The sequence below is a fragment of the Maribacter orientalis genome, assembly GCF_900109345.1.
GTDB lineage: Bacteria > Bacteroidota > Bacteroidia > Flavobacteriales > Flavobacteriaceae > Maribacter > Maribacter orientalis.
Genome location: NZ_FNZN01000003.1, coordinates 174,316 through 194,891, shown reverse-complemented (window position 1 = coordinate 194,891; position 20,576 = coordinate 174,316). Strand labels below are relative to the sequence as shown.

At 35.0% G+C, this 20,576-nt stretch carries 18 protein-coding genes; 8 read left to right on the top strand and 10 right to left on the bottom strand.

All coding sequences use genetic code 11. The features are described from left to right. The first annotated feature begins 44 nt into the window (after nt 1-44). The 5 genes from yidD (at nt 45) to BMY56_RS07860 (ending at nt 3,634) form a co-directional block, all read left to right on the top strand. Nucleotides 45-266: a membrane protein insertion efficiency factor YidD gene (gene yidD / locus BMY56_RS07880; RefSeq protein ID WP_091623216.1), complete on the top strand. Its 222-nt coding sequence runs from the start codon at nt 45-47 to the stop codon at nt 264-266. A 121-nt stretch (nt 267-387) separates the two neighbouring features. Continuing rightward, a complete protein-coding gene (lgt, locus tag BMY56_RS07875) occupies nt 388-1,350 on the top strand; it encodes a prolipoprotein diacylglyceryl transferase (protein WP_091622337.1) in 963 nt (320 codons plus the stop codon). Further along, on the top strand, nt 1,350-1,844 hold the full coding sequence (locus tag BMY56_RS07870; protein WP_091622335.1) for a DUF192 domain-containing protein: 495 nt from the start codon (nt 1,350-1,352) through the stop codon (nt 1,842-1,844). The genes lgt and BMY56_RS07870 overlap by 1 nt, the downstream gene beginning before the upstream one ends. A gap of 35 nt (nt 1,845-1,879) precedes the next feature. Next, entirely contained in the window at nt 1,880-2,401 is a 522-nt protein-coding gene (locus BMY56_RS07865; protein ID WP_091622332.1) for a GNAT family N-acetyltransferase, read from the top strand. Then, nucleotides 2,402-3,634: an ATP-binding cassette domain-containing protein gene (locus tag BMY56_RS07860; protein WP_091622329.1), complete on the top strand. Its 1,233-nt coding sequence runs from the start codon at nt 2,402-2,404 to the stop codon at nt 3,632-3,634. It begins immediately after the preceding gene. A gap of 53 nt (nt 3,635-3,687) precedes the next feature. On the opposite strand, the gene secDF is transcribed toward BMY56_RS07860, so the two are convergent. From secDF to BMY56_RS07845, 3 genes are all read right to left on the bottom strand, one after another. Next, a complete protein-coding gene (gene secDF / locus BMY56_RS07855; protein WP_091622326.1) occupies nt 3,688-6,657 on the bottom strand; it encodes a protein translocase subunit SecDF in 2,970 nt (989 codons plus the stop codon). 112 nt (nt 6,658-6,769) lie between these two features. Next, nucleotides 6,770-7,387 carry a hypothetical protein gene (locus BMY56_RS07850; RefSeq protein WP_091622323.1) on the bottom strand — a complete coding sequence of 206 codons (618 nt, stop codon included), beginning with the start codon at nt 7,385-7,387 and terminating at the stop codon, nt 6,770-6,772. A 141-nt stretch (nt 7,388-7,528) separates the two neighbouring features. After that, nucleotides 7,529-8,455 carry a malate dehydrogenase gene (locus BMY56_RS07845; RefSeq protein ID WP_091622321.1) on the bottom strand — a complete coding sequence of 309 codons (927 nt, stop codon included), beginning with the start codon at nt 8,453-8,455 and terminating at the stop codon, nt 7,529-7,531. Between the two features lie 295 nt (nt 8,456-8,750). Here BMY56_RS07845 and BMY56_RS07840 point away from each other — a divergent pair, with 295 nt between their 5' ends. Next, the gene (locus tag BMY56_RS07840) at nt 8,751-9,128 is read left to right on the top strand and encodes a hypothetical protein (protein ID WP_091622318.1); all 378 of its coding nucleotides are present in this window, start codon (nt 8,751-8,753) and stop codon (nt 9,126-9,128) included. A 285-nt stretch (nt 9,129-9,413) separates the two neighbouring features. Here the strand turns inward: BMY56_RS07840 and BMY56_RS07835 are convergent, their stop codons facing one another. Both BMY56_RS07835 and gyrB read right to left on the bottom strand, forming a co-directional pair. Further along, a complete protein-coding gene (locus tag BMY56_RS07835; RefSeq protein WP_091622316.1) occupies nt 9,414-10,430 on the bottom strand; it encodes a DUF6588 family protein in 1,017 nt (338 codons plus the stop codon). Nucleotides 10,431-10,502: 72 nt separating this feature from the next. Further along, nucleotides 10,503-12,443, bottom strand: a complete 1,941-nt coding sequence (gyrB, locus tag BMY56_RS07830) for a DNA topoisomerase (ATP-hydrolyzing) subunit B (protein WP_091622313.1) — start codon at nt 12,441-12,443, stop codon at nt 10,503-10,505. A 418-nt stretch (nt 12,444-12,861) separates the two neighbouring features. Here gyrB and BMY56_RS07825 point away from each other — a divergent pair, with 418 nt between their 5' ends. Further along, nucleotides 12,862-13,047: a CsbD family protein gene (locus BMY56_RS07825; RefSeq protein ID WP_091622311.1), complete on the top strand. Its 186-nt coding sequence runs from the start codon at nt 12,862-12,864 to the stop codon at nt 13,045-13,047. A gap of 81 nt (nt 13,048-13,128) precedes the next feature. Here the strand turns inward: BMY56_RS07825 and asnB are convergent, their stop codons facing one another. Further along, nucleotides 13,129-14,802, bottom strand: a complete 1,674-nt coding sequence (asnB, locus tag BMY56_RS07820; RefSeq protein WP_091622308.1) for an asparagine synthase B — start codon at nt 14,800-14,802, stop codon at nt 13,129-13,131. Between the two features lie 245 nt (nt 14,803-15,047). Here asnB and BMY56_RS07815 point away from each other — a divergent pair, with 245 nt between their 5' ends. Beyond that, complete coding sequence (locus tag BMY56_RS07815) at nt 15,048-15,587, top strand: DUF2911 domain-containing protein (protein WP_091622306.1); 540 nt, start codon at nt 15,048-15,050, stop codon at nt 15,585-15,587. A 53-nt stretch (nt 15,588-15,640) separates the two neighbouring features. Here the strand turns inward: BMY56_RS07815 and BMY56_RS07810 are convergent, their stop codons facing one another. From BMY56_RS07810 to BMY56_RS07795, 4 genes are all read right to left on the bottom strand, one after another. After that, the gene (locus tag BMY56_RS07810) at nt 15,641-17,266 is read right to left on the bottom strand and encodes an amidohydrolase (protein WP_394332496.1); all 1,626 of its coding nucleotides are present in this window, start codon (nt 17,264-17,266) and stop codon (nt 15,641-15,643) included. Nucleotides 17,267-17,366: 100 nt separating this feature from the next. Further along, on the bottom strand, nt 17,367-17,759 hold the full coding sequence (locus BMY56_RS07805; RefSeq protein ID WP_143057795.1) for a hypothetical protein: 393 nt from the start codon (nt 17,757-17,759) through the stop codon (nt 17,367-17,369). A gap of 114 nt (nt 17,760-17,873) precedes the next feature. Next, nucleotides 17,874-19,691 (bottom strand): DUF885 domain-containing protein, encoded by a 1,818-nt coding sequence (locus BMY56_RS07800; RefSeq protein ID WP_091622298.1) that lies wholly within the window; start codon nt 19,689-19,691, stop codon nt 17,874-17,876. A gap of 110 nt (nt 19,692-19,801) precedes the next feature. After that, nucleotides 19,802-20,563 carry an NYN domain-containing protein gene (locus tag BMY56_RS07795; RefSeq protein ID WP_091622295.1) on the bottom strand — a complete coding sequence of 254 codons (762 nt, stop codon included), beginning with the start codon at nt 20,561-20,563 and terminating at the stop codon, nt 19,802-19,804. Nucleotides 20,564-20,576 lie beyond the last annotated feature (13 nt).

Below are 20,576 nucleotides of genomic sequence, written 5' to 3'. Positions count from 1 at the left end.
TTATATTAAATTTGCAGTAGTAATTCGCTGATTTGAACAGTTCGATAAAAAAAATTCTGATAACCCCTTTTATACTATTGGTACGGTTTTACCAATTAGTAATATCACCCTATACCCCTGCAACATGCAGGTACTCCCCTACTTGTTCTCAATATACGTTAGAGGCTTTAAAAAAACACGGATTATTCAAAGGTGGTTGGTTAGCTATAAAGCGAATATTTAGTTGTAACCCATGGGGTGGTAAAGGATATGACCCTGTACCCTAAAAAATTTGAATTCGTACAATAGTTATCTTTCCTAACTAGATAAACTTTTACTCTAACTCTGTATTACAAAATCAATTTGTCTGTTGGCTATTTATTATCTTAGCCTTTCAAAATACAACACATGCATTTCTTAGGAATTATTTGGAATCCGAATGAAACTCTTTTCAATATAGGATTTATACAGATTAAATATTATAATCTACTTTGGATAACTGCTTTCGCCCTTGGGTGGTTTATCATGAAAAGAATTTTTACCAACGAGAAAAAATCGGTAGAACAATTAGATTCCCTTTTTATATATACCGTTTTAGGCACCATGTTAGGTGCTAGATTAGGGCATGTTTTCTTTTACGACTGGGCCTATTATTCCAATCACCTTGCTGAAATTTTATTGCCGGTAAGAGAAAGTGAATCGGGTAGTTTGTTATTTGGTTTAATAAATGGTTATGAATTTACTGGCTTCACAGGCTTAGCAAGTCACGGAGCTACTTTAGGTATTATTGTTGGCACTTACTTGTATACAAGAAAATTTCCTGAATTCAGCATGCTTTGGATATTTGATAGAATGGTAATTCCGGTTGCAATTGGATGCTTTTGTGTTCGCTTAGGAAACTTTTTTAATTCTGAAATTAATGGGAAAATTGTAGATGAAAACTTCATTTTCGCCACGAAGTTCATACGTGATTCAGATGACTTACATCCCTCAAAAGCATTAGGTATTACTCAAGAAAAAACATTAAATGCCGCATATGCCGCAATAGAGAACAATCCACAATTTTCAGAATATTTAGCAGAAATACCTTACCGACACCCTGCTCAATTATATGAAGGTATATGCTATTTATTCATATTCATCCTACTTTACTTTTTATATTGGAAAACTGACAAAAAGAATAAACCAGGATATTTATTTGGGTTGTTTTTCGTGTTACTTTGGTCGGTACGTTTCTTCGTAGAATTCGTTAAGAAAAGTCAAGGTGGTTTTGAAGATACCTTGGGTATTTTATCTACAGGACAATGGTTAAGTATTCCATTCATTCTAATTGGTCTTTTCTTCATGTTCAGAAAAACTAAAACTGCATAATGCTAAGTTTTAAACGTATAATTTGGATTTTCATAGCAGTTTTTTCACTGGTATTTTCCTCTTGCAAGGAAGATGCTAAAAAAACCATCTCAACACAAGAAATTGAATTTACTCACGAAGGAAATTTAAATGTGTATTCAAACACTAGCGATACTTTAAAAACAAAGTTCGACATAGAATTTGCTGAAACGGATTACGAAACACAAACGGGATTGATGTATAGAAAAGGTATGAAAAACAATCAGGCTATGCTTTTTATATTCCCTGATGAAGCTATACACTCTTTTTATATGAAGAACACTGAATTTTCATTAGATATCATTTATATAAAAGAGGATATGACTATTGCTAGCATGCAAGAAAATGCACAACCATTTAATGAAGCAAGTTTATCATCAATGGCACCGATAAAATATGTTCTTGAAATAAATGGTGGTCTTGCAGAAACTTTAGGGATATCTATTGGTGACCGCATTAGTTTCAGTCGCAACTAATTGCGAATTCTACTATTAATTTAGTCAAGTGTAAAATGCCAGACTATGTATTGTATAATAAAGAATCAGAACGCTTACTTTTTAAAAAAGTAACACGGTCTGATTTTGAAAACTGGCTCCCATTTCACCAAGAACCCTTAAGTAGTGAATATTGGTCAGGTCTACCAAAAGACCCCATTACAACATGTAACGAACAATTTTCAAGAATTTTCGAACGGTATGAAGAAAAGTCAGGTGGCATGAATGCACTTTTTTCAAAAGAAACCAATAAACTTATTGGTATTGCAGGTCTTTTAGTTCAAAACGTAAATAACAAAGAAGAGTTAGAAATAGGTTATTCAATTCTACCAGAATATTGGCGACAAGGTTATGCTTTCGAAGCAGCCAAAAAATGCAAAGATGTGGCTTTTGAGAATAAATGGGCTGATAGTTTGATATCTATTATCCAAGTAAATAATATTCCTTCACAGAAAACAGCATTAAAAAATGGAATGTATATAGACTTCAGCACTACCTATAAAGACAATCCTGTTCATATTTTTAGAATTAAAGCATAAATGAATCATTGGGTAATCTATATTGACAATAACTCTGCAAAAAAGAATTTCATAGAAGATTTTCAAAAGGGTAAAATTCCCAATGAGCTAATAGAATATCAGAATAAGAAAGGACTTTTATACTCTCCTTTTACCTTAGAGAAACTTATAGACGAGGAAGACAAACACGACCATAAAATTATTAGCACAGAGATTCAGTCTCTTGAAACAATGTCTAGCGGAGAGCAAAAGAAAGCCTTACTTCATTATTTACTTAAAGAAAAACCAAATTTTATTATTTTAGACAATCCTTTTGACAATTTAGATATCTCATTTCAAAATGAACTTAAAACTATATTAAAGGAATATTCAAGTCACATTTCTTTTATACAAATAGCGAGTAGAAAGGCAGATACTCTATCTTTTATACAGAATTTCGGAAGATTGACTTTCGACACCTTTACTGAAATTCAAGATTCAACGTTTGAAAAGCAAACCAAGAAACATTCCTTTAGCGGCCTAAGTATTCCGCAACCGTTAGAAAATCTAGCTAGCGTTAACAATCCATTAGTACAGTTTAAGAATGTTAGCATTTCTTATGGAAACAAAAAAATACTAGACAATATCAGTTGGACTATAAATAAAGGGGATTTTTGGCAATTAACCGGAGCCAACGGAAGTGGAAAATCTACCATACTTTCAATGATAACAGGAGATAACCCAAAAGCATTCGGGCAAGAAATATTTCTTTTCGGAAAGCTAAAAGGAAGCGGTGAAACCGTATGGGATATTAAAAAGAAAATAGGCTACTATTCGCCTGCAATGACCAACAAATTTAAAGGTAGACACACTGTAGAAAACATGTTAATCTCAGGACTAACAGACTCCGTAGGTCTGTATACAATACCGACTGAAGTTCAAAAAAGGGTTATAAAACAGTGGTTATTAGTATTAAATCTCCATGATATAAAAGACACCTATTTTAATAAACTATCAACAGGTAAGCAAAGATTGGTGATGACTGCAAGAGCCATGGTTAAGCACCCTACATTACTTATACTTGATGAGCCCACTACTGGAATGGACGATAACTCTGCCGCTCTATTAGTTACATTGGTAAACAAGATTGCTCAGGAAACCAATACAGCTATTCTATTTGTATCTCACAGAAAAGAGCCTAACCTAGAACCAAAGAGCGTTTACGCCCTAGAAATAGCACCTTCAGGTTCGATTGGATATATCACTACCCCATAAAAAAATCGCTATCCTTTTGAGATAGCGATTTTAAAAGTTGAGTTAGTAATTATTTATTCTTCTTTACCAGAAGTAATTTTCTTGCTTAATGCATCGAACATTACTGGAGTTGCAATAAATACAGATGAATATGTACCTACAACTACACCAACTATCATTGCGAACATAAATCCTCTTAATGATTCACCTCCAAATATGAAGATTGCCAACAACACTACTAGTGTAGTCAAAGAAGTATTCAAAGTTCTACTCAAAGTACTGTTTATAGCGTAGTTAATATTCTCACCACCTTTCCAGCCGCGTTCTGACAATGTTTCACGAATACGGTCAAATACAACCACGGTATCGTTCAATGAATAACCGATTACCGTTAATATAGCGGCTATAAACGCTTGGTCAATTTCCATGTTAAATGGCATCAACTTACCGAATATAGAGAAAACACCTAATACAATCAATACATCATGAAATACCGCAACAACCGCACCCAATGAGAATTGCCACCTTCTAAATCTTAATAAGATATATAGGAATACTACCGCTAAAGAACCTAATATAGCTAAAAACGCATTGTTTTTAATATCATCGGCAATTGTAGGACCAACCTTAACCGATTGTAAAATACCTACAGCCTCATCATCTACACCACCTAAAACAAAAGCATCTTTACTGATCCCATCTGGTAAATATTTCTGAAGAGATGTATATAATTTGTCTTGAATTTCATTGTCTACCTCAATACCTTCAACATCAACTTTATAAGGAGTAGTTATTTTTACTTGATTAGATTCACCATATGTTTTCACATTGGTGCCACTTCCAAATACCGTATTCAATTCAGAGGTAATTTCAGAAGGATTAACCGGTTGTTCGAAACGAACTGTATACGAACGGCCACCTACGAAATCTACACCTTGCTGTAATCCAGGTCCGAAGAATAATGAGAACAAACCAACAGCTACCAAAACACTTGATAGTATGTAAGCTATCTTTCTTTTAACCAAGAAATCAATATTTATATTCTTGAAAAGGTTTTTAGTAAAACTAGTTGAGAAGTCTAAACTTCTTCCTTTACCCCCAACATACCAATCTACTAATAGACGTGTGATGAATATAGCGGTAAAAAGAGATGTTATAATACCAATTAATAAGGTAGTTGCAAATCCTTTTATAGGTCCTGAGCCAAAAATAAATAATATAACAGCAGTTAAACCAGTAGTAATGTTAGCATCTAAAATAGAAGACAAGGCATTTCCAAATCCATCAGCAACTGCTTGGCTCTTTCCTTTACCTTTTGCCAACTCTTCTTTAATACGCTCAAAGATAAGTACGTTCGCATCTACAGACATACCAATAGTTAAAACGATACCGGCAATACCAGGTAATGTTAATACCGCATTTAAACTTGTTAGTACTCCAAAAATCAATAAGATATTCAATAATAAAGCAATATCTGCAAATGCACCAGCTTTACCATAATAACCGATCATCCATAATAGAACAATCGCCATTGCGATTAAGAAAGACATAAAACCACTATCAATAGCTTCTTGACCTAATGAAGGACCTACAATTTCTGATTGAATAATTTCTGCAGAAGCAGGTAATTTACCAGCTCTAAGAACATTCGAAATATCCTTTGTTTCGTTTACCGTAAAGTTACCAGTGATCTCTGAACGACCACCTGATATGGGACCAGATGAAACACCTGGAGCGGTATACACTTTGTTATCTAGAACAATAGCAATACCTGTTTGGTTCGTATAAGCGTCACCGGTTAATTTCTCCCATTCTTTAGCACCTTTAGTATTCATGGTCATAGAAACGGCAGGCTTACTGAACTGGTCAAAATCTGCACGAGCGTCACTTACAACATCACCACTAATTCTAGGTGTACCATCACGGTTAGATTTTAATGCATATAAATCGATTACTTCAACATCTTCTGAAGCTGGTCTTTCCCATACAAATTTCGTGAACTGAATATCAGCAGGTAACAACCTTCTAATTTCAGGCATTCTTAAATAAGAACCGATAGTTGCCGTATCCTTAATAGCTGCGCGAAACATTGCATTTGTTCCCGGGTTAGCAGGAATCAACAATTCGTACAATGGATTTACCTGTGTTGCTAAATCTAAAGAATCAGCAGAAACATCAGACAATAATGAATCTAATTCCGATTCTTCTTTAATTTGCTCAGGTCTTTCTACCTCTACAATATCCTTTAATTTTTCATTCGCTTGAATAAGGAATGTACTAAAGCTTGTATTGCTTTGCTTATATGTTTCCCAAAACTCTAATTGAGCAGTACTCGATAATAAATCTTGTGCTCGAGCAATATCTCTAGCACCTGGCAATTCTACCAAAATACGCCCAGAATTACCTTCTCTTTGAATGTTTGGTTGCGTAACACCAAAACCATCGATACGCTCTCTTAATACTTCAAAGGCAGAAACAATAGACTCATCAATTTTTCTTCTGATGATAGGCTTAACCTCATCATCTGACATTTGAAAATTGATTTCATCACTAAGACCTTTGTTGGCGAAAATATCAGGTGAAGCTAATTTAGTTTCTCCTTTAATTTTATCGAATGCTTCGAAGAACAATTCAATATAAGTGTCGTCACTATTTTGAGATGCAGCATCGGCATCGGCCAAAGCTTTATTAAAAACTGGACTTTTTGTGTTGTTAGCCAATCCTTTGAGGATGTCTTTAACCGAAATCTGTAGTGTTACGTTGATACCACCTTTAAGGTCAAGACCTTTATTCAATTCCTTCTTTTTGGCTTCATTGTAATTGGTATACCCAAGAATACTGTTATTGCCAATGGAATCAAGATAGCTTGCAGCTACAATTTCCCTTTTTGCTACATAACCCTCTTCTCCTTCCGTTATACGGCTCGCTGCGAAAACGTTCGCCTCTTTTTCTACTTTGCTTGTGATGAAAGTATAGGATAGCTGGTAGATACTAACTAACCCAAATAATAAAGCAAAAAGCTTTATAAGTCCTTTGTTTTGCATTTTAAAAATATATTTAGTTTATGTTGATTAAGATTTTGCGTAATTTAAAAATCTAAAGCAAACTACTTTTACGCAAAGTAATTACGATCCTTAGTGATGTTTTTTGTTGGAATTAGCTATTCCCATAAACATTAGGTCCTGCCCTAACTTCTGGAATAGTTTGTGAAGTGTTATCTATTGCAATTGCAATATTTCTATTAATCTTAAAGGATACATTTACAATAGCATCTTGTTTAAAAACTATTGTATTATTAAACTTTAGAATTACTGGATTAGAAAATCTATTATAATCTTGCTTTTGAATTAAAACAAGATTTCCATTTAAACTCAATCCATTATCAGCTTGCTGATGCAGATCTGATACTACTAGATTATACTTTTCAGGAAGCTCTTCTTTTGGAAAATCAAAAGGAATTTCATCTTGATACTTTAATGAAAGGTGGTTTTCTTCAGTAAGAAATTCCTTAACACTAAATGCATCAACATTACTATAATAACGAATACTTACTTGTCTCCCGTCATTTTCAATAATTTCAATAGCATCAATACCTAAGACCTTTAGTCTTTTGGTAATTGCTGTCAAAACTTCATCATGAGCAGTTTCTGAAGCTAATTCTACATCTGTAAATTGTAAGAGAATTTGCTGATTAGAAGCTTTTTTTTGCTCATGACTTAGCCCTAATACGGCTAGAATAATAATTAAAGTACTTACGCACCATTTTGCATTCATGCGGCAAATATAAAAAGAAAGATTATACTAGGTAGTCTATTTTATACTTTATAAATATTTCAGAAGCCTATTTCCATATAAAAGTAAAACCTTTATAGTTAGACTATAAAGGTTTTACTTTTATGTTTAGGAGTATATAAACTACAACTCTAAAAGGCCATTTGTTTTAGAAACACCATCTGCGCTCTCCTTCATTTTCGCTTTTTCAGCGGCACTTAATGGTATATCGATAATTTTCTCGATCCCATCTTTTCCTAAAATTACAGGAACACCGATACAAATATCACTTAATCCATATTCGCCATCTAGCATGGTAGAACATGGAAACATCTTCTTCTGGTCACAGGCTATTGCCTGAACCATTGATGATACTGCCGCACCTGGAGCATACCAAGCACTTGTACCTAACAACTTCGTTAAAGTTGCGCCACCAACTTTAGTATCATCGGCGACTTGTTGTAGCCTATCTTCTGATAAAAATTCTGAAACACGAATACTATTTCTTGTCGCATGAGAAGTTAATGGAACCATACCAGTATCGCTATGACCGCCTATAACCATGCCATCGATATCTGAAATAGGAGCTTCCATAGCTTCTGCTAAACGGTATTTAAATCTTGCACTATCTAAAGCTCCACCCATACCTATAATTCTATTTTTAGGGATGCCAGTAGTTTTGTGTACCAAATATGTCATAGTATCCATAGGATTACTTACTACTATTATGATAACATTTGGAGAATGCTTTAATAGGTTACTTGAAACAGTTTTTACAATACCTGCATTTATACCAATCAATTCTTCTCTAGTCATACCTGGCTTTCTCGGAATACCAGAAGTAATTACAGCTATATGGCTATCAGCAGTTCTAGCATAATCATTTGTACTGCCTGTAATTTTAGTATCAAATCCCATTAATGATGCAGTCTGCATCAAATCCATTGCTTTACCTTCTGCATAACCTTCCTTAATGTCCAAAATAACAACTTCAGATGCGAAATCTTTAATAGCAATGTACTCTGCACAACTAGCACCTACTGCCCCTGCACCAACTACTGTAACTTTCATGTATATATATTTTATGAATTATTATTTATAAAATAGGGTCACCGACCTTATTTATATTGAATTTCCAATCCAAAAATAGGTATTTATTGACGAAAAATCGTCTAGAGAAGCTCATTTAATTACTACTTATTCACCTTAAAAACATCGATTAAATGCACGTGGTGTTAAAAATAAATGCAGTTCAACGAAGATATCGACAATTAGTTACCATACATCGAATTTAAATAATAACGCGAAATTCATTGCGTTAATAACTGTGGATCCCAAATCCAAAAAAAAATAAATTAACCTACTTATGACTAAGAAGTTCCTCTCTTTGGTGGCCATTTGTGCCATAGTCTTTCTAGCCAATTGTTCTAGGATAGAACAAAACAATGATCCCATTATTGGGATATGGTCACAATCGAAAATCATTACTTCAGAAAATTCATCGAAGCAAACAGTTCGAAAAGAATGGATATTCAATGATGTCTATTTAGGAAGGTATCATGAAATTAATGGTACTACCATTGTTTTAAAAACAGATTTCAACTGGTCCAAGCAAGGTGACATGTATACTATTGAGTATAGAGGTCTTGAAGATAAACCTAACAATTATATAACCATTCAGAACTTAGAGGACAATTTTTTTCTTAAAAATAAGGATGGTGCCACTATGGCAATAAGGGAATAAACAATTTTAACAGGGCCATGGGAAAAAGTCTGTCCAGAGCAATCTGGGCAGTCTTTTTTATTTACATCCATTTCTAAGGAATTTAAATCTTCTCATCTAAACTAAATAACAAATGCCAAGTTCATCTCTTCATATAATTCATTTGATTTAACCAATTATAGATTTCATTAATAAGCTTTATGTCTAAGCAAATGAAAAGCCCTATAAGATTGCAATCAATCTTATAGGGCTTTTATATGATAGCGAACTGAATTACTTAGAACTCTATTAACTATTTAAATTCAATTACCTAAACCCAAAATTAACCCCAACTGTAGCAGTATTAAACTCTCCTAAATTATACTCGGCATTCAATCTAAAGAAACCAAGCTTAAGTTTAGTACCAATAGTACCAGTAACACCACTGACCTTTTTAGTGATTGAAAATGGATCCTCATAGGTTTCAGAAGCAAAAGGACCCCTAGTTACTCTATATGTCCCTAAAATATCTGTTACAGATTTTCCAGTTACATAACCCAAACCTCCATAAAAATTAATAATAGGTAATTTCGTAGAGACCACGCCACTGAACACCCATGTGTTTATACTAGCATCTATTCGTTGATTTTCACCTTCTATTAACTTTGCATTGGTCAGGTCATAATCCCCAGAGATATTGGTATAGCCTATTACGGCCGAAATAGCTACTGGCAACACTTTATCGGCCGGTAATAATTTAGTGAAATCATGCTGAATACCAAATCCGATTAATCCTACAGAAGCATCCTTAAAATTCATTTTTGGAAGAAAACGGGCTTTAATTTCCGTTCCCTTGATAAGGCCAACACTAGCTTGAACATAGCCAGAAGGAACAAAATCGACCCCTTCACCAGATAGTCCCGATGGCAATTCAAATGTTTCCCGTAACGTGACTCCTGCTACCTGACTTTCTACAAATACTTCAACACCCTTGATATCACCCAAAGCGGTAGATACCTCTCTAGCTACACCAGGGTTTTCAACAAAATCGATATTTTGATAATCATTGGGGTCAAGAATAAAAACTTTTTTATCCTGCTTATTTTTAAATCCACTGATATTCCCAACTATGGAAATTTCAAAACCTCCCAATGGCTTGGCATCTGCCGTATTGTACCAACCTGTGCCCATATTGTATACCACAGATTCCGATAGCGGACTTAAGTAATCCGTTGTAAACTTTTCGGCATCTTCTAGACCGGCGGCCAGTACATTGTTAAAATCAACTTGCGAGGTAGTGATCATACTACAACCTAGAAAAATTAATGTAAGTAATTTCCTCATTTTTTAAAATTTTACCTAAAAATAAAAAACCTGCGCTGTAGGCGCAGGTTTTTGTTGTGTAAGTAGTACTTTCTATGTGTCAATGTTCGCATAAACGGCATTCTTCTCAATAAATTCCCTTCTTGGCGGAACCTCATCACCCATTAACATGGAGAAAACACGATCTGTTTCTGTTGCATTATCAATAACAATTTGTCTTAACGTCCTGAATTCTGGATTCATTGTGGTATCCCACAATTGTTCAGCATTCATTTCCCCTAGACCTTTGTATCGTTGAATACTCACGCCTCCACTATAACTGTCAGCAATTGCATCTCGTTCTTTATCACTCCAAGCATATTGCTTTTTCTGTCCTTTTTTCACCAAGTATAATGGTGGAGTTGCAATATAAACGTGACCACTTTCAACCAACTCTCTCATATAACGGAAGAAGAAAGTTAATATTAATGTTTCAATATGACTACCATCGACATCGGCATCACACATGATGACTACCTTGTGATATCTTAATTTCGAAAGATTCAATGCCTTACTATCTTCTTCGGTACCAATGGTAACACCCAAAGCAGTATACATGTTCTTAATTTCTTCGTTTTCAAAAACCTTGTGTTGCATGGCTTTCTCAACATTCAAAATCTTACCTCTTAAAGGCAAAATAGCCTGAAAATTACGGTCACGACCCATTTTGGCCGTACCACCTGCCGAATCACCCTCGACAAGGAAAATTTCACATTTCTCAGGATCTTGCTCTGAACAATCTGATAGTTTACCTGGCAAACCACCACCGCTCATAACATTCTTACGCTGTACCATTTCACGAGCCTTAGAAGCCGCATGTCTAGCCTGAGCTGCAAGAATTACTTTTTGAACAATTATTTTAGCATCATCTGGATGTTCTTCCAAATAATTAGTCAACATTTCTGAAACTGCCTGACTCACTGCAGCAGAAACCTCACGGTTACCTAATTTCGTCTTAGTCTGACCTTCGAACTGAGGCTCTTGAACTTTTACCGAAACAATAGCAGTTAATCCCTCACGGAAATCATCACCTTGTATTTCAAACTTCAATTTATCCAACATACCAGAAGCATCGGCATATTTCTTTAGAGTAGAAGTAAGTCCTCTTCTAAATCCAGATAAATGCGTACCCCCTTCGTGGGTATTAATATTGTTCACATAAGAATGTAAATTCTCAGTATAACTTGTATTATAAATCATGGCAACCTCTACAGGGATGTCATTTTTCTCTCCTTCCATGGAAATGACATCTTTTATCAACGACTCACGATTACTGTCTAAAAACTTAACAAACTCCTTAAGCCCTTCGTCAGAGTAAAAAGTTTCATTTACAAATTCTCCTTTATCGTCTTTTTGACGCATATCGGTAATAGAAATGGTCACTCCTTTATTTAAAAAAGAAAGCTCACGCATTCTATTTGCTAAAGTCTCATAACTATACTCAATAGTTTGGGTGAAAATAGTTTCATCCGGGTGAAAGGTTACCATGGTTCCCCGCTCCGTAGTTTCTCCAACTCGTTTTACAGGATAAAGAGCCTTACCCCTTGAATATTCCTGTTGCCAAACAACACCTTCTCTATAAACTGTAGCCGTTAAGTGATCCGACAATGCATTAACACATGATACCCCTACACCATGTAGACCACCAGAAACTTTGTAAGAATCTTTATCGAACTTACCACCTGCACCAATTTTGGTCATTACTACCTGTAACGCAGAAACACCTTCCTTTTTATGCAAATCTACAGGAATACCCCTACCGTTATCTTTTGTGGTTATTGAGTTATCCTCATTAATGACAACACTAATAGTATCACAATGGCCTCCCATCGCTTCATCTATAGAGTTATCTACTACTTCATATACCAAATGGTGCAAACCACGCACCCCAACATCACCAATATACATGGATGGACGCATACGCACATGCTCCATACCCTCTAAGGCCTGAATACTATCTGCTGAATAATTTTTCTTATTTGCTTCTTCGCTCATAAAATTAAGGTTGTTTTACTTCAAATTTTGCAATCTTACAAATATACGCAATACCCCATGAAATATGATATTTCTAGCGATTAGGCTATAGCAAGTTATCAACAATTATTGTGGAAAATTAACGATTAAAAGACAAATCATATAAAAGGAATCATAATTACTGCTTCGTTTCTCTTTTTATAGATTATAATGAAATCTTAGTATTAATTGACTTAAAAGATAGGAGTCCTTAATTGCTATTAAAAACTCCATATTTATAAATAAATCCTTCTTATATTTTAATCTTTCATTAACAAAATTGGTCGAAAATTAATCTGATTAAAACTAATGTGTGCACTATCGATTAAACTCAGAAAATATTAAGAATTCCTTTACATATCGATATTAACTTAGCTATATAATCTTAAAATAAGTTATCATGAATGAAGAGCAATTTAAAGGAAAATGGAACATAGCAAAGGGTAAGCTTAAACAAAAATATGCTGATCTAACAGACGATGATCTTAAGTACGCTGAAGGTAAATCTGATGAACTTTTAGGAAGAATACAAGAGAAGACCGGAGAGTCTAAAGAAAAATTAAAGAAAATGATAAACGATTTGTAGTCTATCTAAAATTTAAAAAGCAAACCCGTCTATATAAATAGACGGGTTTTTATACAATAGATACTGTGACTAATTCAAACTCTATTGCTTTACATATGCATCGGAGTGCACGTTTGCTACAGCTCTACCAGACGGATCGTTCATATTTTTAAATGCTTCATCCCATTCTAAAGCTATCTGAGTGCTACACGCTACAGAAGCTTCTTGTGGCACACATAATGCAGCCGCATCTGATGGAAAATGCTCTTCGAATATAGAACGATAATAAAATTCTTCTTTTGAAGTCGGGGTTTGAAGCGGGAACCTAAATTTGGCATTTGCCAATTGCTCGTCACTTACTTCTTCGTTCACAACCACTTTCAAGGTGTCAATCCAGCTATACCCTACACCATCAGAGAATTGTTCTTTTTGTCTCCATGCTACACTTTCTGGTAACATATCTTCAAAAGCTTTACGGACAACCCATTTCTCCATACGCTCACCATTGATCATCTTATCTTGTGGGTTAATACGCATAGCGACATCCATAAATTCTTTATCCAAAAATGGAACTCTACCTTCAATTCCCCAAGATGCCAATGATTTGTTAGCTCTTAAACAATCATACATATGTAGTTTGCTCAATTTACGAACGGTCTCTTCGTGAAATTCTTTAGCATTAGGTGCTTTATGAAAATATAAATACCCACCGAACAATTCATCTGCACCTTCACCAGACAATACCATCTTTATTCCCATTGACTTAATAACACGAGCCATTAAATACATTGGTGTAGATGCTCGAATCGTAGTTATATCGTAAGTTTCCAAGTTGTATACTACATCTTTAATAGCATCTAAACCTTCTTGAATAGTGAACTTGATTTCATGATGAACCGTACCAATATGCTTAGCAACTTTTTGAGCTGCAGCTAAATCTGGTGAACCTTCTAGACCCACAGAAAAAGAATGCAATTGTGGATACCACGCATCAGTGGTATCTCCACTTTCAACACGTTTCTGGGCATATTTTTTAGCGATTGCAGATGTTACGGAAGAATCTAAACCTCCTGATAATAACACGCCATAAGGCACATCAGACATTAATTGCCGGTGTACGGCAGCCTCTAATGCTTCTTTAATTTCCTGAATGCTTGTAGCATTATCTTTTACGGCATCATACTCCATCCAATCTCTAGAATACCATCTTTTCAACTCCCCATCTGAACTATGCAAGTAATGACCTGGAGGAAATAGCTCAATTTTAGTGCACGTACCTTCTAGAGCTTTTAATTCTGAAGCCACATAAAATGTACCGTTCTTGTCCCAACCCATGTATAAAGGAATGATTCCCATATGATCACGTGCAACAAAATACTCATCTTTCTCAGCATCATAAATAGTGAAGCCAAAAATACCGTTCATTTCATCTAAAAAGTCAACTCCTTTTTCTTGATACAAAGCTAAAATAACTTCACAATCAGACTCTGTCTTAAAGTCGTATTTACCTTCAAACTGCTTACGCAACTCTCTATGATTATATATTTCACCATTGGCAGCTAACACCAATTTACCATTTGGACTCAGTAATGGTTGTTTACCAGAAGCTGGATCAACAATTGCCAAACGCTCATGCGCCAAGATGGCTTTATCATCTGCATAGATGCCACTCCAATCTGGACCCCTATGTCTTATTTTCTTCGACATTTCAAGAAGCTGAGGCCTTAGTACCTCAGTACTTTCCTTAACATCAAATGCACATACTATTCCACACATAATCTAATTATTATATCATTTCGAATACAAATATCTATTTATAGTTTCAATTAAGAAACACTTAGGCTAATTTTAATTACACATCATAACCATATTTCGTTTATTTAATTTAATTTAAAATATTTTTAATCATAATTATCCAAAGAACCTAGAATAATGTAATGAATCAAAATTTAACTTCTTTTTATCAATAAGACTGTAAGGAACTGTTTAGTTTTATGACCTAGTTAACCAAAACAATTATTATGAAAAAAACATTTACACTTGCTACTTTAATGTTAGCTTTAGTTTTAACGACTTCTGTATCAGCTCAAGAATTTTCGGGTATCGATAAAAGCCCTATGGATATGGCTGCTTACCCAACAGATTACAAAGTTTCTGAAAAAACGGTTCGTATTATCTATGGTAGACCTCAATTGAAAGGACGCTCTATGGAAGAGCTGGCTCCTACTGGTAAAGTATGGAGAACTGGAGCAAATGAGGCTCCTGAAATTACATTTTATAAAGGTGTAAAATTCGGAGGAAAAGATATTAAAGCAGGTACCTATTCTCTATTTACTATACCTGGTGAATCAGAATGGACTGTTATTTTAAATAAAAATCTAAATCAATGGGGTTCTTACTTCTATGATGAGGCTTCCGATGTTGCTCGTGTAACCGTGCCTAATGGTTCTGACGCCGCTTCTTTAGAAGAATTTTCTATTGCTTTCAAAGATGTTGACGGTGGAGTACATTTAGTAATGGGCTGGGACAAAACAAGAGTTGCCGTACCAATTACCATGTAAGTTTAAAAACAACATTAATTAAAAACCTCGGTCTAATACCGAGGTTTTTGTTTTTAACGAACTACACCATTTATAAATGTTTGCTCTGCACGTATCGTCGGTATTTCCTCTAAGGGAACGGTCATCATATCTTTATCGTAGATAACAAAATCAGCAAATTTACCGGGCTCGATACTTCCTTTTTCATCTTCCTCAAAATTTGAATAGGCAGCCCAAATTGTCATCCCTTTAAGTGTTTCTTCTCTACTCAAAGCCTCCTCCACTTGAAACCCTTCTTTAGGAAAACCGCTAATATCTTTTCGTGACACTGCAGCATAAAAAGTTAAAAATGGGCTGACATCTTCTACCGGAAAATCGGTGCCCAAAGCTACCATGCCTGCTTTATTCAATAAAGTCTTATACGCATATGCGCCATTAATTCTTTCACCCAAACGATCCTCGGCCCAATACATATCACTGGTCGCATGCGTTGGCTGTACCGAAGGTATTATTCCATCTTCAAAATAATCGAAGTCACCCTCTGTTAATATTTGGGCGTGTTCAATTTTCCAGCGTCTATCTTCTTTTCCATCTAAAACCTTTTTATAAGCCCTTAAAACAGCAATATTGGCAGAATCGCCAATGGCATGTGTATTCATTTGATATTCTGAAAGCGCTAAGCGATTAGCAAGACTTTCTATTTCTTCAACAGGAGTTACCATGGCCCCAAAATGACCGGGCAAATCGCTATATGGTTCTTTTAATGCTGCTCCTCTAGACCCTAAAGCACCATCACCATATACCTTTATAGACCTAACATTAAGTCGGTCTGTTTTAATAGGCCCTTTATTAATAAAGTAATCTACATCTTCTTTAGTATTACTAACCATTGCGTAAACTCTTATTGATAACTCATCGACTTGTTGTAAACTATCGATGAGTTCAATAGTATTCCTATCGATACCAGCATCATTTACAGTGGTAAGTCCGTGATTTAAACAAATACGTTCAGCATCTTTTAAGGCCTTAATTTTATCTCCTAAAGTTGGGGATGGCATAATACTATCTATCAACGCCATAGGATTATCGATAAGTATGCCTGTAATTCCAGAAAATCCGTCTTTCCATTTTTTTTCAATTTCGCCGCCTTCAACTTTGGTACTCCAATCTATACCTGCCATATCTAAGGCTTTCTGGTTAACCAAATAGGCATGACCATCAACTCGCTCTAAAGCAACAGGAATATCTGGAAAAAGAGTATCTAATTCTGTTTTCGTTGGAAATTCTTTGACCTCCCAGTCATTTTGGTCCCAACCTCTACCTCTTAAAAATGTTTTCGGATTCGTAGCATGAAACTCATTAACCCGCTCTAGTACTTCTTCAAAACTAGTGGTGCCAACAAGATTTACTAATTGCTGGTTTAATCCCAAGCCATAAAAATGACAATGAGCATCAATTAAACCTGGCGTAATAGCTCTACCGTCAGCGTCAATAAGTTGATCAGAGGTATACTTATCACGAATTTCATCGGTTGTACCAACCGCTATAAATTTACCGTCCTGTACCGCAAAAGCTTGAGCTTTTGAAAACTCATCATTTACAGTATATACAGTGGCGTTTACAATAATTAGGTCAACTTTCTCTTTCATGAGTTCGCAACCAGATAATAAAACGAGTAGAATAGGTAGTAGTTTTTTCAAAACACAAAAATTAGTTCACCAATAATTACCAAAGCAAACCAACTAGGCCGACTTCAAATAATATTGAAAACTAAGTATTTTTTTGGTAAAATCTAAATCTTTAACGCACAGGAAGTTGACGTGCGCCTATTATTTGGCTAGAACCAGCATTGGAATAGCTCTCCCCAATGATTCGGTCTCCTTCTACCATCAATACAAAAGAAACACGTTCTAAACCAGCGATATTCACATTAAAATTAATGCGATCATTTTCTATAATAACATCTTGACAGGTATATATACCTTCTGGATATTTAATGGCTACATCGTAAATATTTTCTTTTTTAGAAATGAACAATATACCTTTCTCATAAAGAAAATCTACATCAGACATGGCATAATTCCAAACACCCAGTACAGCTTCTTCAGAGGTCTTCCTCTCCCGAAATGCATCATTTGAACTTTCAAAATTCAGCACATTTATTGCTGAGTAGGCATATAATATTTGAATCAAAAAAAAACTTTTAACTATAATCTGGGTCATGTTTATTCAAGCTAGCGTTAAACTATGAGTCTCAAACGTGCATATTCTTTTAATATTTTATTGATTTATCAGCATTTTACTACATTATTTACTTTGACTCACTATCCAGCCATTTAATTTCTCTTCTAACAGAACCAGTGGCAAACTACCTGAATTCAAAATTTGACTATGAAACTCCCGAATATTAAAATTAGCGCCAAGGGTTTTCTCTGCTTTTGTACGCAATTCTCTGATTTTTAGTTGACCTAGTTTATACGAAAGTGCCTGACCGGGTGTAGCCATATAACGCTCTACCTCTGCAATTATACTTTCTTCTGACTCAGCTTCATTATCTAAAGAATATTGTATCGCCTTTTCTCTCGACCATCCTTTTGCATGCAAACCAGTATCTACTACTAAACGTATAGCTCTGTGCATCTCCATACTCAACATTCCAAAATATTGATAAGGGTCTGTATAGACCCCTAATTCTTTACCTAGAGATTCTGCATAAAGTGCCCAACCTTCCACAAAAACACCCATACTTTCTGGATGCAGGAATTCAGGCAGGTTCTTGTTTTCTTGCTGCAAGGATAATTGAAAATGATGACCAGGTATTGCTTCATGCAAAAACAGAGCTTCGTCATGAACAGTATTATATGTTTTTACATCTGGAATCGGGACATAAAAAATACCCGCCCTTGATCCATCTTTCGAACCCGGTGTATATTCTGCACTTGCCGATGCTTCTCTAAAAGCTTCTGTTCTACGAACATTAAATCCCGCTTTCGGTGTTAATGCGAATAAAGAATCAATTTTTAAACCAATGCGGTCATTGATGGAATTAAAATTAGCAATAACCTCCTCTGGATTATTGAAAGGCATTAACTCCTTTTTAGTCCTAAGTGAATTGAAAAAAGATTTCAAATTACCTTTAAACCCGATTTGATTTTTAACAATTTCCATTTCACCTGAAATGCGCACCACCTCTGACAGGCCTAATTCATGAATTTCATCAGCATTCATGTTCGTGGTAGTATGGAGTTTTATTAAATACTGATATGTTTCTTTTCCATTAGGCAAATCTAAAAGTCCGCTTGTTTCTCTACATTTCGGCAAATATTCTTCTGTCAAGAATTGATGTAACTCCACATATTTAGGAGTCAGTTTATCCTTAATAAAAGCAGCATAATTACTTTCTAATATATCCTTATCAACATCAGAAATTCCATCAGGAAAATTCAATATGGGTTGATAGAAAAGATTCTCTTTAAGTGGAACATCAATAAAAGCACGTACCTGAGGTAACATTTTAAGAGTCAATACCCTTGGCAAAACAACGCCTTTACCCATACCCAATTTCATTTTATCAATTGAGGTATCTAAAAAAAACAGGTAATCATCTAATCTACTTAGCCAATTGTTATAGTCTTCTATAGTTTTAAAAGGCTGTACACTAGTACCACCAGCTAATTGAGCAACATACAAATGCAACGATTGTATCTGAAAAAGAGGCATTAACTCAAAACTAGGAAGATCATAAATTGGGGACGCCACAGTAACAATGGGGTTCATTACCCCCTGTAACTTCACAGAACAATCCCACTTCATTACGCGTAAACTCATCCAATCGGCCGTACTCACCTTTGTAGAATCGTACTTATCCAATTCTTCTAAAAAGTAGGTATAGCGGTCTTTTAAATGAAATATATAATTATCTGAAATATAATTGGCTATCGTATCATTGTATTGTGAATAACCTGCTTTGGTCGCTTCTATTGGATTAATATTCTTTTTAAACTCATAAAATTCACCAAACACCTCGGCGATAGGTCTCGGTTCTTCGGTCAAGTCTTTCTTCTCAGTTTCTTTACAAGAATTGAAAATTAGAGCGAACAACAATAGCAATAAAATACGGCTCATAGTCTTAAAGTTTGATTTGAAAAATACAAAAACTAATACAATGCTTTGTACCTCGTTCTAAGAAAAAGAAAAACATAGATGTTCCCGAAAAAATAATTAACGAGAGTTGGTTACTTCTTTGGTTTTGAAGTATTCTTCTCCTTAATTTTCACGTAAATTAATTTTTTACGCCCTTTAGAATCTTCTCGTCGCTCAATTTCAAAATGTGGAATGGAATTAATCAAGGGAGTCAATTTTTGAAACCCATAATTACGAGAATCAAAATTTGGTTGCTTCTTTTGCAACAAACTACCCACGTCACCTAAAAATGCCCATCCGTCATCGTCTGCAACATCATCAATAGTGGTAGCTATCAATCGCAGTGCCTTGGGAGTTATTTTGTCAACTACATTCTTGGCTGCAGGGGTTTCATTAACAGGATCGGATGAATCTTCTTCTGATCTTCCTTTTAAAATCTCTATATAAATAAATTTATCACAGGCTACTATAAATGGATTCGGGGTTTTACGCTCGCCGATTCCAAAAACTTGCATACCTGCTTCTCGTAATCTTGTAGCCAAGCGTGTAAAATCACTGTCACTACTTACAATACAGAATCCGTTTACCTTACCCGTGTAAAGAATATCCATGGCATCGATGATCATTGCTGAATCGGTAGCATTTTTACCTTGCGTGTAGCCGTATTGTTGAATAGGAGTAATAGCATTTTCAAGCAATACATTTTTCCATTTCCCTAAACGAGGATTGGTCCAATCTCCATAAATCCGCTTAATTGTAGGATTACCATATTTAGCAATTTCTTCCATCATTTCCTTTACATAGGCAGAAGGTATATTGTCGCCATCTATGAGTACTGCTAAATTTAAATCCATGTGAAGTGTTTTA

Excerpts from the sequence above, each read along its gene's own strand:
- BMY56_RS07850 (WP_091622323.1), bottom strand. The coding sequence starts at position 7,387 with ATGAATGCAAAATGGTGCGTAAGTACTTTAATTATTATTCTAGCCGTA.
- BMY56_RS07840 (WP_091622318.1), top strand. The coding sequence starts at position 8,751 with ATGACTAAGAAGTTCCTCTCTTTGGTGGCCATTTGTGCCATAGTCTTT.
- BMY56_RS07815 (WP_091622306.1), top strand. The coding sequence starts at position 15,048 with ATGAAAAAAACATTTACACTTGCTACTTTAATGTTAGCTTTAGTTTTA.
- asnB (WP_091622308.1), bottom strand. The coding sequence starts at position 14,802 with ATGTGTGGAATAGTATGTGCATTTGATGTTAAGGAAAGTACTGAGGTA.
- BMY56_RS07825 (WP_091622311.1), top strand. The coding sequence starts at position 12,862 with ATGAATGAAGAGCAATTTAAAGGAAAATGGAACATAGCAAAGGGTAAG.
- BMY56_RS07865 (WP_091622332.1), top strand. The coding sequence starts at position 1,880 with ATGCCAGACTATGTATTGTATAATAAAGAATCAGAACGCTTACTTTTT.
- lgt (WP_091622337.1), top strand. The coding sequence starts at position 388 with ATGCATTTCTTAGGAATTATTTGGAATCCGAATGAAACTCTTTTCAAT.
- BMY56_RS07795 (WP_091622295.1), bottom strand. The coding sequence starts at position 20,563 with ATGGATTTAAATTTAGCAGTACTCATAGATGGCGACAATATACCTTCT.
- BMY56_RS07860 (WP_091622329.1), top strand. The coding sequence starts at position 2,402 with ATGAATCATTGGGTAATCTATATTGACAATAACTCTGCAAAAAAGAAT.
- BMY56_RS07800 (WP_091622298.1), bottom strand. The coding sequence starts at position 19,691 with ATGAGCCGTATTTTATTGCTATTGTTGTTCGCTCTAATTTTCAATTCT.
- BMY56_RS07845 (WP_091622321.1), bottom strand. The coding sequence starts at position 8,455 with ATGAAAGTTACAGTAGTTGGTGCAGGGGCAGTAGGTGCTAGTTGTGCA.
- gyrB (WP_091622313.1), bottom strand. The coding sequence starts at position 12,443 with ATGAGCGAAGAAGCAAATAAGAAAAATTATTCAGCAGATAGTATTCAG.
- secDF (WP_091622326.1), bottom strand. The coding sequence starts at position 6,657 with ATGCAAAACAAAGGACTTATAAAGCTTTTTGCTTTATTATTTGGGTTA.
- BMY56_RS07870 (WP_091622335.1), top strand. The coding sequence starts at position 1,350 with ATGCTAAGTTTTAAACGTATAATTTGGATTTTCATAGCAGTTTTTTCA.
- BMY56_RS07835 (WP_091622316.1), bottom strand. The coding sequence starts at position 10,430 with ATGAGGAAATTACTTACATTAATTTTTCTAGGTTGTAGTATGATCACT.